Annotated in this window: 9 protein-coding genes, 2 tRNA genes and 1 rRNA gene; 10 read left to right on the forward strand and 2 right to left on the reverse strand. The window is 46.6% G+C overall.

Annotation, left to right across the window (positions count from 1 at the left end):
• The first annotated feature begins 90 nt into the window (after positions 1 to 90).
• From CEQ32_RS02165 to CEQ32_RS02190, 6 genes are all read left to right on the forward strand, one after another.
• Entirely contained in the window at positions 91 to 714 is a 624-nt protein-coding gene (locus tag CEQ32_RS02165; RefSeq protein ID WP_037419917.1) for a thiol:disulfide interchange protein DsbA/DsbL, read from the forward strand.
• Between the two features lie 430 nt (positions 715 to 1,144).
• Positions 1,145 to 1,411, forward strand: coding sequence for a DUF4212 domain-containing protein (locus CEQ32_RS02170; RefSeq protein WP_011622295.1), 267 nt, complete (start codon positions 1,145 to 1,147; stop codon positions 1,409 to 1,411).
• An 11-nt stretch (positions 1,412 to 1,422) separates the two neighbouring features.
• Entirely contained in the window at positions 1,423 to 3,159 is a 1,737-nt protein-coding gene (locus CEQ32_RS02175; protein WP_088585442.1) for a sodium:solute symporter family protein, read from the forward strand.
• A gap of 150 nt (positions 3,160 to 3,309) precedes the next feature.
• The gene (locus CEQ32_RS02180) at positions 3,310 to 5,172 is read left to right on the forward strand and encodes a DUF294 nucleotidyltransferase-like domain-containing protein (protein ID WP_069455199.1); all 1,863 of its coding nucleotides are present in this window, start codon (positions 3,310 to 3,312) and stop codon (positions 5,170 to 5,172) included.
• Positions 5,172 to 5,849: an exonuclease domain-containing protein gene (locus CEQ32_RS02185; protein WP_069455198.1), complete on the forward strand. Its 678-nt coding sequence runs from the start codon at positions 5,172 to 5,174 to the stop codon at positions 5,847 to 5,849. The genes CEQ32_RS02180 and CEQ32_RS02185 overlap by 1 nt, the downstream gene beginning before the upstream one ends.
• Before the next feature lie 211 nt (positions 5,850 to 6,060).
• Positions 6,061 to 6,660 carry a lecithin retinol acyltransferase family protein gene (locus CEQ32_RS02190; protein ID WP_088585443.1) on the forward strand — a complete coding sequence of 200 codons (600 nt, stop codon included), beginning with the start codon at positions 6,061 to 6,063 and terminating at the stop codon, positions 6,658 to 6,660.
• A 34-nt stretch (positions 6,661 to 6,694) separates the two neighbouring features.
• Here CEQ32_RS02190 and CEQ32_RS02195 read toward each other — a convergent pair whose 3' ends face one another.
• Together CEQ32_RS02195 and CEQ32_RS02200 are read right to left on the reverse strand one after the other, a co-directional pair.
• Positions 6,695 to 7,759, reverse strand: coding sequence for a ketoacyl-ACP synthase III (locus CEQ32_RS02195; protein WP_037419932.1), 1,065 nt, complete (start codon positions 7,757 to 7,759; stop codon positions 6,695 to 6,697).
• Between the two features lie 92 nt (positions 7,760 to 7,851).
• On the reverse strand, positions 7,852 to 8,523 hold the full coding sequence (locus CEQ32_RS02200; protein ID WP_037419935.1) for a GntR family transcriptional regulator: 672 nt from the start codon (positions 8,521 to 8,523) through the stop codon (positions 7,852 to 7,854).
• Between the two features lie 316 nt (positions 8,524 to 8,839).
• Between CEQ32_RS02200 and gmhB the strand changes: the two genes are divergently transcribed.
• The 4 genes from gmhB (at position 8,840) to CEQ32_RS02220 (ending at position 11,922) form a co-directional block, all read left to right on the forward strand.
• Positions 8,840 to 9,391: a D-glycero-beta-D-manno-heptose 1,7-bisphosphate 7-phosphatase gene (gmhB, locus tag CEQ32_RS02205; protein ID WP_037426804.1), complete on the forward strand. Its 552-nt coding sequence runs from the start codon at positions 8,840 to 8,842 to the stop codon at positions 9,389 to 9,391.
• Between the two features lie 580 nt (positions 9,392 to 9,971).
• Positions 9,972 to 11,513 (forward strand): 16S ribosomal RNA (locus tag CEQ32_RS02210).
• Positions 11,514 to 11,632: 119 nt separating this feature from the next.
• Positions 11,633 to 11,709 (forward strand) — tRNA-Ile (locus tag CEQ32_RS02215).
• A gap of 137 nt (positions 11,710 to 11,846) precedes the next feature.
• Positions 11,847 to 11,922: transfer RNA gene (locus CEQ32_RS02220), tRNA-Ala, on the forward strand.
• The last annotated feature ends 10 nt before the right edge of the window (positions 11,923 to 11,932 follow it).

Consider the following 11,932-nt stretch of genomic DNA (forward strand, 5'->3'; position numbering starts at 1 on the left):
ATTTTGAGGTATCTTAATGGCCTGTGCCTGTTGCAAACGACTTACGATTCAATGATGCGTGTTAATCATTCACTAATAAGAAGAGAATATATGAAAACCCTAACTAATCTTGTTCGACCTTTGGCTGCTTTGGCCTGTGGATTGGTCTTAAGCGCCAGTTTTGCGCTGCAAGCGGCCAGTTTTGAAGAAGGGAAGGATTATGTCACTGTCGCAGGAATGAGCGAGGCGCAAAAGCCTGTGCTGCGAGAGTTTTTTTCCTATAACTGCCCACATTGCTACAAACAGGAACCCTTTGTTGCTTCCACGGTAAAACTCTTGGGCAAGGATGTTGCCTTTGAGCGTACGCCTGTGGGGGCGGGGCGTCCTGCGTGGGAACTGAGCCAATTGGCTTATTATATCGCGCAAAAGCTCAATATGACCAAGCAAGTCCATGAGGCGATTTTTAAACAAATTCATGACAAGGGTGAGCAATTTACCCGCCCTGAGCAAGTGAAAGCCTTTTTTGTGGCTCAAGGTGCTAAAGCTGATGATGTGGATGCGGCGATGAATTCTGTTGACGCTAAATTTTCACTGATGAGTTACGATTCGCAAGCGGAATTGGCCGGGATTAAAGGTGTGCCATCATTATTGGTAAATGGCCGTTATTTAGTCACGTCTCGGGTTCATACTCCTGAAGAATTGGCTGAGTTAGTGAAGTACTTAGCCGCTAAATAATAACGTTGATACTGGCGTCTATGCTGGCGCCAATTTACCAGTTTCCCATAACCCAGCCATGCTGGGTTATTTTTTGCCTGTCTGCTGACAAATCTAAGTGGTGTAGATTGAGATGATAGCTCTCGTATTACACTCGAAGTAATACGATATTTTGTTTATATGACAGGCTATTACTACTTTCTAGTTGTTCCATTTATCACGCTATTTTGTCTCTTTCTAGTCTTAGGTTCTTCGACATTGGTCTAAGTTGCTCAAAAAACGACTTTTGCAACAAAATGTAAAATCATTGTTAAGATGATGGTTTTAAATGATATTTTATTTTTTGCTATGTGAGGTATTTCGCAAATTAGACTAAGGTCTTGATTGTGGTCACTCCAGCTGTTGCTAGATTTAACGAGACTTAAAAATAAAACAGCACAGGGGAGTCGCTATGGCGTTTGAAAATAATGATAAAGCAAAAGGTTACTGGAACGAGAATTTACGTCTGGTTTTGGGCCTATTAGCTATTTGGGCCGCAGTTTCGTTTGGTTGCGGCATTCTATTGGTTGATGTACTCAATGAAATCCATTTTATGGGATTCAAATTAGGTTTCTGGTTTGCTCAACAGGGATCGATGTATGTCTTTGTTGCGCTTATTTTTGTCTACGCGGCAAAAGCCAACGCCTTAGATAAAAAATATAACGTACAAGAAGACTAAGGAGCACAGAGATGGGTGTACAAGGATTAACTTATCTGATTGTAGGGCTGTCGTTTGCCCTCTATATTGGGATTGCAATTTGGTCCCGTGCAGGTTCAACTAAAGAGTTTTATGTAGCGGGTGGTGGTGTTCATCCTGTTGTAAACGGCATGGCAACCGCCGCCGACTGGATGTCTGCGGCATCTTTCATTTCGTTGGCGGGTATTGTTTCTTTCGTCGGTTATGACGGCAGTGTGTACTTGATGGGGTGGACCGGCGGTTACGTTTTATTAGCCCTGTGTATGGCACCATACTTACGTAAATTTGGTAAGTTTACCGTGCCTGATTTCGTGGGTGAGCGCTATTACTCCCAAGCGGCGCGCACGGTAGCAGTTATTTGCGCCATCTTCATCTGCTTTACTTACATTGCTGGCCAAATGCGCGGAGTGGGCGTGGTATTCTCGCGCTTCCTTGAGGTAGAGGTAGATACCGGCGTATATATTGGTATGGCCGTGGTGTTTTTCTATGCGGTACTCGGTGGTATGAAAGGGATTACCTATACTCAGGTTGCCCAATATTGCGTACTGATCTTCGCCTTTATGGTGCCTGCAATCTTCCTGTCTGTGATGATGACGGGTCATATCATTCCTCAAATTGGTTTTGGTGCTGAGTTACTCGATGCTGCGGGGAATAATTCTGGCGTTTATCTGTTAGAGAAACTGAATAATCTTTCTGTGGATTTAGGCTTTGCCCCTTACACCGATGGTTCTAAGAGCATGATCGACGTGTTCTGTATTACTGGTGCTTTGATGGTAGGTACAGCGGGCTTACCCCATGTTATTGTGCGTTTTTTCACCGTACCGAAAGTGAAAGATGCACGTATATCAGCGGGTTGGGCATTGGTGTTTATCGCCATCATGTACACCACAGTTCCTGCATTAGCGGCATTCTCTCGCGTCAATATGATCGAAACCATTAACGGCCCAGATCAAAAGGGTGTTGCCTATGAAACTGCGCCTGATTGGATCAAAAACTGGGAAAAAACCGGTCTGATCAAATGGGATGACAAAAATGGTGATGGCAAAATCTACTATGCCAAAGGCAAAATGGAAGATGCTGCTAGCCCTAACGAAATGAAAATCGACAACGACATCATTGTATTAGCAACGCCAGAAATCGCGAATCTGCCAGCTTGGGTGATTGCGCTGGTGGCTGCGGGTGGCCTCGCTGCGGCGCTATCTACCTCTGCGGGTTTGTTGTTGGTTATCTCTACATCAGTGTCACACGATTTAATGAAGAAAAACCTGATGCCAAATATTTCTGACAAGAAAGAGTTAATGTACGCTCGACTTGCTGCTGGTATCGGTATTGTGATTGCGGGTTACTTCGGGGTTAACCCTCCAGGATTCGTGGCGGCGGTGGTGGCATTCGCTTTCGGTTTGGCTGCGTCATCTCTGTTTCCTGCAATCATCATGGGTATCTTCTCTAAGACCATGAATAAAGAAGGTGCTATTTCAGGTATGGTGCTTGGCTTATTCTTCACCGCAGGTTATATCATCTACTTTAAGTTTGTTGATCCTAATGCAAACGTACCTGCGAACTGGTTCCTTGGTATTTCGCCTGAAGGTATCGGTATGGTGGGCATGCTAGTGAACTTTGTGGTAGCAGCTATTGTCTGCAAACTGACCGCAGCGGCACCAGCTCATGTGCAGGAAATGGTTGAGTCTATCCGTTTCCCTAAAGGGGCGGGTGAGGCCAGCGGCCACTAACTTTCACCTAGATTAAGAGAAAAGGACGCGTTTGCGTCCTTTTGTTTTTGGTGGTGTCAGTGCAGAGTTTGAGCCTGACTTTAGTCGTATATGGCCCAACAATCGAGCGCGTTATAGTGAGATAAAATTCACCTAAAATAAGGTGTTGCTATGAACGCCAGCGAATTACAACCCGTTGTGCAGTTTTTAACGTCTACAGCTCCCTTTGATACTTTGCCTGACGAAACCATTCGCCATTGTGCTAAGTCAGTCATCGTCGGGTATTACAGTAAAGCCTCAGGGTTTGTGACCTTTGATGCCGATGCGCCGAAATTGTATTTGGTCCGCAGCGGTGCCTTTGAGGTGCGCGATCCCGAAGGGGTATTAGTGGATAGAGTCGCCGAAGGGGAGTTTTTTGGTTTTTCGACGCTATTGTCAGGGGAGAAGGTAGTGAATCGGGTCGCCATTCTTGAAGACAGTTTGGTATACCACTTACCACAGGCATTATTCGATCAACTACGAAGTGAGAGTCGGCACTTTGATAAATTTTTTACCCGTGCTTTTGCCAAACGGTTACGCCATGAAGCGCGTTTTAAGGCTAAAGATCTGACGACCACCAGTCGTATTAGTACCTTAATGTCATCTTCACCGATTATGATCGACGCCCACGCAAGTGTAACGCAAGCAGCCCTCTTGATGCGTAACTCGCGGGTATCGTCTTTACTCGTCACCGATAATCGTAAGCTGGTGGGGATTTTAACCGATAAAGATTTACGCAATCGAGTGCTCGCCGCAGGGCTTGATGGCCGAATTGCCGTGCATCAAGCCATGACGACTTCACCGATTTCGATTTCATCGAATGCCTTGATTTTTGAAGCTATGCTATTGATGAGTGAACATAATATTCACCATCTGCCGATTATTGATGAGCAAAATAGCGAGGAAGTGAAAGCCATTGGCATGGTGACTAGTACCGATATTTTACGCGGTCAAGGTTCGCAGCCATTACTCCTCATTGGTGAAATAGAGCGCCAACGTGATCTCGCAAGTCTCATTAGCGTTAGTAAACAAATCCCCTTGTTATTGCAAAATTTAATCAGTGCTGATGCACGGGCTGAGGAGATTGGTCGCGTGCTGACCTCGGTCACCGATGCCTTAACCCGGCGCTTGATTGTGCTAAATCAGCAAATTCTCGGTGAGGCGCCGATGGCGTTTTGTTGGTTAGCCTTTGGCTCGCAGGGGCGGCAAGACCAAGCCGCCTGTTCGGATCAAGATAACGGCTTGCTGGTGGCCGAGGAAATGGATGATTTTGCAAAGGGCTACTTTGATGCGTTAACCCATGCGGTTTGTGCAGGGCTTGATCAGTGTGGTTATGCGTATTGCCCTGGTAATATCATGGCGCAAAATCCCAAGTGGCGTATGTCGCTCAAAGAATGGCAGCAGGTTTTTGAAAAGTGGGTTGTCACGCCAGAGCCTAAGGCATTGATGCATGCAAGTATTTTCTTCGATATGCGTTCGGTATTTGGTCCATTATCATTATTTGATGCATTGCAGGATAAGGTGTTGGCACAGACCAAAGACAACGATATTTTTCTCGCGGGTTTGACTGGCAATTCCTTAATCGAGTCTCCGCCCTTAGGATTCTTTCGAAAATTTGTGTTAGAGCGCGATGGCAGTGAGGTAAAAGGCATTGATTTAAAGCATAAGGGTAATGCTTTGATCAATGATATTGCTCGCGTATATGCCCTGTCTGCGGGCATTAAAGAAGTAAATACCGCCAAACGCATTCGGGCACTGATGGACGCTAATATTCTTAATCGTAAGGATGCGCTTAACTTAGCCGATGCCCATGAGTTTATCGCCCATATGCGGTTATCAAACCAAGGTTATCAACATACGCAGGGACTTGAGATTAGTAACTATCTGTTACCCGCACATTTATCTTCTTTAGTTCGGCATCAATTACGGGATGCCTTCAAGGTGGTTCATGACGCCCAGTCGGGCATGAAGATGAAATTTATGCGGAGCTTTTAATGGGCGCTTGGTTGATTAATGCTAAGTTGCAATGGCGAGCACTGCGCTGTCAGCATCAATTATTTAAGGATTATTATCAGTCCTTAATCCCGCTGATGGCGCTGCCCATCAATCGTGCTCCCTTGATGGCGATGGATTTGGAGATGACAGGGTTAGATCCCCTTCAGGATCAAATCTTAAGCATTGGCTTAGTCCCCATTGAAAATGGAGTGATCCCCCTTGGTGAGGCGCAGCAAAAATTAGTGCAAATTAAGGGCAGTGTCGGCCAAAGTGCGACGATTCATGGGATTCTCGACAACCATTTAATCCAAGCGGTGAGCATTGAGGAGGCTATGGCATGGTTTATTACTCAAACCCGTGGCCGAGTATTAGTTGCCCATCACTCCCCACTGGATTGTCGTTTTTTACAACAAGATATATTGGCTATCTACCATCAAGCCGTTTTACTCCCCGCTATAGATACCTTAGTACTTGAGAAACAACGGTTATTACGTGAGCATTCGGTACTTAAAGAAGGAAGTCTAAGGCTTGGAGCCTGTCGAGAGCGTTATCACTTACCGATTTACGGTGCCCATAGTGCATTAACCGATGCATTAGCCTGTGCGGAGTTATTATTAGCACAAGTGGCGGCCATGGGGGGAGGTGCAGATATTTCGGTCGGGGATTTACTGACCTAATCACGTTAAGCCACTTCATTCGCGATATTTTCTGGAACAGAAGGCTTTTCATATTTGATTAATGACTCATTAGCTACACTCATTACGAGTGAGGCATTTGCGATTGGTTAACTTATACGGTGATTGGTTGCTCTCGCCAAGTTGTGTTGAGCAAGTGGTGCACGAGAGTATTACTGCGTGGTTTGGAGTGTTAAGCGAATAGGAGAAGATCATGCCACTACCGTTACTATGGATTGGCGGTGCAGCGATGGGCGCATTGATGCTCGCCGATGAACGCGAAAAGCGACAACAGCTTGAACGCAATCGACTATTAGGCAGCGTTCCTCGCCAAGTAAGCACAAAGCAGGCGATGATTACTGCGCCGAGCCAATGGCAAAAGGGTTTTAAGCAAGTCACGCCACAACCTGGGAGTATCGTTTGTTGTTATGTGTTTGGAGTGATTGAGCATACAGGGATTTGGTTAGCGGGAGATTGCATTGTGGAGTTACATGGCTCTGGGCTTGTTCGAGCCGTATCAGTAAAGCGATTTTTAGCGGGCCGAACAGGTAGCCAAATTTTTATTGCCTGTAATCATCAACATCAACCGCTTATCGCCAATACCATTGTTAATCGGGCCGAGCGGGCGATTTATCAGTACCGTGAATATGACCTGTTTTACAATAATTGCCACCGATTTGTGTGGTCATGTTTGTGCGGTGAGGAACGAGCGATTAAAAGCTTTAACGAGCTAAATCAAAAACTCGCAGCTTATTTTGCGCAGGGGATTTACTGGGATGAAATGCATTTTGCATCAGCGCTTACAGATATATAAAGGCCATCCAATGATGGCCTTTATATGCATAAACTTACTTACAGAAATAGTCTACAGCGCGTTTTACCAACTCGATTCCACTTTGATCGCAAGGCGGTAATTGGGCATCACTGATTTGCACTGGCGTGACACGTTCACCCCATTGCAATAGCAATGCAGCAGAGGTTAATCCCGCACCAAAGGCGCAAGAAAGAATGGTTTGGTTCGGTTTAATTAACCCTTTTTCGAGTGCATCACAAATCGCGATTGGAATCGTTGCCGCCGATGTATTGCCATAGTTAGCAATATTCACAAAGGCTTTTTCTTTAGGGATCTTCATGCGGCTAACGAGGGTATCAATAATGCGCTCGTTCGCTTGATGTGGGATCACTAAATCAACTTCATCCTTATCGACGCCGCATTTTTCAAGCACTTGAGTGCTTAGCTTATTCATACCATTAATGGCGCGTTTAAAAATTTCTTGGCCATCAAATTGGATGTAAAAGTCTAATGATTCGGCGGAGAATCGATCCATCGCGGTACCGAAACCCGCTTTGAGGATGTCTCGGCCATCGGGATCATTATTCAGCTCATAGCCTAATACGCCACCAGGGATATCGGTCGCTTCCACGACAACTGCGCCCGCGCCATCACCAAACAATACGGCGGTTTCACGGCGAGACCAATCGAGGTAGAAAGATAAGCGTTCGGCGCCCACAACGAGGACTTTCTTGCATTGACCACTCTTGATCTGTGAGCTCGCTAAACCTAAGCCGTACAAAAAACCACTGCAGGCGGCGTTGATATCAAAGGCTGCGCAGCTTGCACCAATATTGGCCTGCACTGTTGAGGCTATATTGGGGATCAAAGTATCTGGGCTAGCGCTGGCTAAAATGATCATATCAATTTCGCTGCCCTCAATCCCAGCCGCTGCAAGCGCACGCTTGGCGGCAACTGAGGCTAATTCCGAGGTGTTCACATGGCTGATATGACGTTGACTGATCCCTGTGCGTGATTTAATCCATTCATCGGACGTTTCGATAAAAGTGGCAAGATCATCGTTAGTCAAAGTGGCGGGTGGAACACATTTTCCCCAGCCCGTGATTGTGGCGTACTGCATGGTGTTTTCTCTCAAATAAAAAAGGCAGAACCTTTAGTGCTGCCTCAAATCGACAACAAAGCTTATCGGTATAACGAATGACAGTCCGTGATCTATACCACCTGTTTGGCGACCAGATCCCGAATTGTCATTGCGGCATGCAAAATATGATGTCGCAGTAACGCCGTGGCTTTCTCTGTTTCTCTTTGCTTACAATAATTGAGCAGTTCGCGGTGCTCGTGCTCTGCTGCGGGAATGCCTCCTGCGAGCAGTAATTGCAAACGAATATATCTATCGCAGTTGGTATTGAGGCCATGCACGACCTCTAGCGTATGTGGGCGATTGGCGGCTTGGTATAAACAGGTATGAAACTGTGTATTTAGCTCGCTCCAACTGGCGACGGCATCTTCATGTTTAAAGGCTGATTCCAATTGTTCTAATACGCGTTCAGCTCTTATTAAATCTTCTTCTTGAAGTCGTGGAATGGCTTTGGCGAGCAGATCAGTCTCGATCATGGCGCGCAACTCAAACAGCTCGGTCACTTGTTCAACGGATAATTCAGTCGCCGTTGCCCCTTTATGGGGTTCGAATTTTACCAGCCCTTCAGCTTCAAGTTGCAGCAAGGCTTCTCTTACCGGAATGCGGCTAACATTCAATGCTTCGGCTAGTGCGCTTTGTCTGAGTGGTTCTCCTGCGGCTATATCACCCGAAAGTATTTTCTCTCTGAGCACCTCTACAACTAACTGGGTGCGGGTTTTATGGACTATAGGCGTAGTTCGACTCATTATGACCGTCTATTTTTAGGTGTTTTATTGTTATCCGTGCAAGATTACCGTTAAAAACAGCACAAATAAAGGGAAAGCTCGATTGAGCTGCGTATCGACTAGATGGCAAAAACAATTATTCGCGGACGAATTCGCCCTTAAAGATGTGTTAATCGACCATTTATAGGCGTTACTATCGCAAATGAATTGTCAGAATATGAATCAAGCTCAAATTGCCAAGTGGTATCCGTCAACTTCGCGGTGCAATTTCTTGCAATGGATGGAATAATAGTAAAATTACGCATTAAGCGCTGTTTTTTGTGAGTGGAGTAGTACTGTGAGTGCAGTCAATCGAGCTGTTTTTTTGGACCGTGATGGTGTGATCAACAAAGATCATGGTTATGTGCATCAGGTAGATGACTTTGAATATATTGAAGGCGTATTTGAGGCGTGCCTTGCATTAAAGCAAATGGGATACAAATTGGTGGTGGTCACTAATCAGTCGGGAATTGCCCGTGGCATGTATACCGAAGACCAATTCCACAGTCTCACCGAATGGATGGATTGGAACTTTGCCGATAAAGGTGTCGACCTCGATGGTATCTATTATTGCCCGCACCATAACGAAAAAGGGATTGGTGAATATAAAGTCGATTGCGACTGTCGCAAACCCAAACCAGGAATGTTACTCGACGCGGCAAAATTTTTGAAAATCGATTTGTCCCAATCTGTGATGGTAGGAGATAAAGCCGACGATATGCTCGCGGCCAAAGCTGCAGGGGTGCCGACACGTATCCTCGTCCGTACTGGTAAAGCCATTGCTAATGATAGCGAGGCGTCTGTGGTGCTCGATAGCATTGCCGATGTACCGGGTTTTTTAAAGAAATAGCCTATTCTTGCAACTTAAAGCGTGCATCAATCTATTTGAACCGTGAGATTGAACTTGAAGCGCGAGCTTAACAATAAAAAGTGCGGTATTGGCTTTATCGTTTTGCTTAGTGACCGATGCTAACGGCGTTATCAGGCGATAAAGATAGCCAACGTGATGGAAATTACAGCGAATTAGGCGCTAAAACCTAGGTTTGGTTTAAAAAATGCGCATTCACATCGCTTTTTCTAATTATTTTGCCTAAAGGGGTTGCAGTAAAATCTGACATCCATATAATGCGCATCCACTGGCCCAGCGGGGTCAACGGTGAAAGCCAAAAGCGCTAAATGCTTAAGGTAAATAACCACGCTCTTTAATAATTTATCAAGCAAATCTGTGTGGACACTCACAGGTGTTGAGTTAATCGAAATTATTCTGCCGTTTGGCGAGTAATCAAAGAATTAAATCAATGAATGAGTGTTCATAGCAATATGTACATACAGTAATGTATGAATTGAAACGCGATGCTTCTTAGGGAGCAAAGCGAATCAAAACAGTAGAATTCATTGAGTCGTTTAACGCGAGTTAAACACAAAACTTTTAATTGAAGAGTTTGATCATGGCTCAGATTGAACGCTGGCGGCAGGCCTAACACATGCAAGTCGAGCGGCAGCACAAGGGAGTTTACTCCTGAGGTGGCGAGCGGCGGACGGGTGAGTAATGCCTAGGGATCTGCCCAGTCGAGGGGGATAACAGTTGGAAACGACTGCTAATACCGCATACGCCCTACGGGGAAAGAGGGGGACCTTCGGGCCTCTCGCGATTGGATGAACCTAGGTGGGATTAGCTAGTTGGTGAGGTAATGGCTCACCAAGGCGACGATCCCTAGCTGTTCTGAGAGGATGATCAGCCACACTGGGACTGAGACACGGCCCAGACTCCTACGGGAGGCAGCAGTGGGGAATATTGCACAATGGGGGAAACCCTGATGCAGCCATGCCGCGTGTGTGAAGAAGGCCTTCGGGTTGTAAAGCACTTTCAGTAGGGAGGAAAGGGTGAGTCTTAATACGGCTCATCTGTGACGTTACCTACAGAAGAAGGACCGGCTAACTCCGTGCCAGCAGCCGCGGTAATACGGAGGGTCCGAGCGTTAATCGGAATTACTGGGCGTAAAGCGTGCGCAGGCGGTTTGTTAAGCGAGATGTGAAAGCCCTGGGCTCAACCTAGGAATAGCATTTCGAACTGGCGAACTAGAGTCTTGTAGAGGGGGGTAGAATTCCAGGTGTAGCGGTGAAATGCGTAGAGATCTGGAGGAATACCGGTGGCGAAGGCGGCCCCCTGGACAAAGACTGACGCTCATGCACGAAAGCGTGGGGAGCAAACAGGATTAGATACCCTGGTAGTCCACGCCGTAAACGATGTCTACTCGGAGTTTGGTGTCTTGAACACTGGGCTCTCAAGCTAACGCATTAAGTAGACCGCCTGGAGAGTACGGCCGCAAGGTTAAAACTCAAATGAATTGACGGGGGCCCGCACAAGCGGTGGAGCATGTGGTTTAATTCGATGCAACGCGAAGAACCTTACCTACTCTTGACATCCACAGAAGACTGCAGAGATGCGGTTGTGCCTTCGGGAACTGTGAGACAGGTGCTGCATGGCTGTCGTCAGCTCGTGTTGTGAAATGTTGGGTTAAGTCCCGCAACGAGCGCAACCCCTATCCTTATTTGCCAGCACGTAATGGTGGGAACTCTAGGGAGACTGCCGGTGATAAACCGGAGGAAGGTGGGGACGACGTCAAGTCATCATGGCCCTTACGAGTAGGGCTACACACGTGCTACAATGGCGAGTACAGAGGGTTGCAAAGCCGCGAGGTGGAGCTAATCTCACAAAGCTCGTCGTAGTCCGGATTGGAGTCTGCAACTCGACTCCATGAAGTCGGAATCGCTAGTAATCGTGGATCAGAATGCCACGGTGAATACGTTCCCGGGCCTTGTACACACCGCCCGTCACACCATGGGAGTGGGCTGCAAAAGAAGTGGGTAGCTTAACCTTCGGGGGGGCGCTCACCACTTTGTGGTTCATGACTGGGGTGAAGTCGTAACAAGGTAGCCCTAGGGGAACCTGGGGCTGGATCACCTCCTTACCTATACGACTAACTCGATGTTTGGTCTAAAAATGCTCCTGCATTTTAGACATTCGGTACATCCGTGTACCTTTTGAGTGTTCACACAGATTTGCTTGATAGAAGATAGAGTAAAAGATGGGTCTGTAGCTCAGCTGGTTAGAGCGCACCCCTGATAAGGGTGAGGTCGGTGGTTCAAGTCCACTCTGACCCACCAATCCTTCCTTCTCAGCGTTGGAAAGTGACTCGTTTAGTGAACTAAACGTCGCTACTGTCCGCCTTGATAAGAAATGATTGGCAAACCAATCCTTTAAGAGGTTTGGAACATCTTATTTACTCGCACTGCATGTAAATGGGGCTATAGCTCAGCTGGGAGAGCGCCTGCCTTGCACGCAGGAGGTCTGCGGTTCGATCCCGCATAGCTCCACCATTTACTGCAT

This window comes from Shewanella sp. FDAARGOS_354, from assembly GCF_002209245.2.
Lineage (GTDB): Bacteria > Pseudomonadota > Gammaproteobacteria > Enterobacterales > Shewanellaceae > Shewanella > Shewanella xiamenensis.

Bases quoted from the DNA above. Each gene is read 5' to 3' on its own strand.
- CEQ32_RS02195 (WP_037419932.1), bottom strand. From the start codon at position 7,759: ATGCAGTACGCCACAATCACGGGCTGGGGAAAATGTGTTCCACCCGCC.
- CEQ32_RS02165 (WP_037419917.1), top strand. From the start codon at position 91: ATGAAAACCCTAACTAATCTTGTTCGACCTTTGGCTGCTTTGGCCTGT.
- CEQ32_RS02180 (WP_069455199.1), top strand. From the start codon at position 3,310: ATGAACGCCAGCGAATTACAACCCGTTGTGCAGTTTTTAACGTCTACA.
- CEQ32_RS02190 (WP_088585443.1), top strand. From the start codon at position 6,061: ATGCCACTACCGTTACTATGGATTGGCGGTGCAGCGATGGGCGCATTG.
- CEQ32_RS02200 (WP_037419935.1), bottom strand. From the start codon at position 8,523: ATGAGTCGAACTACGCCTATAGTCCATAAAACCCGCACCCAGTTAGTT.
- CEQ32_RS02185 (WP_069455198.1), top strand. From the start codon at position 5,172: ATGGGCGCTTGGTTGATTAATGCTAAGTTGCAATGGCGAGCACTGCGC.
- CEQ32_RS02170 (WP_011622295.1), top strand. From the start codon at position 1,145: ATGGCGTTTGAAAATAATGATAAAGCAAAAGGTTACTGGAACGAGAAT.
- CEQ32_RS02175 (WP_088585442.1), top strand. From the start codon at position 1,423: ATGGGTGTACAAGGATTAACTTATCTGATTGTAGGGCTGTCGTTTGCC.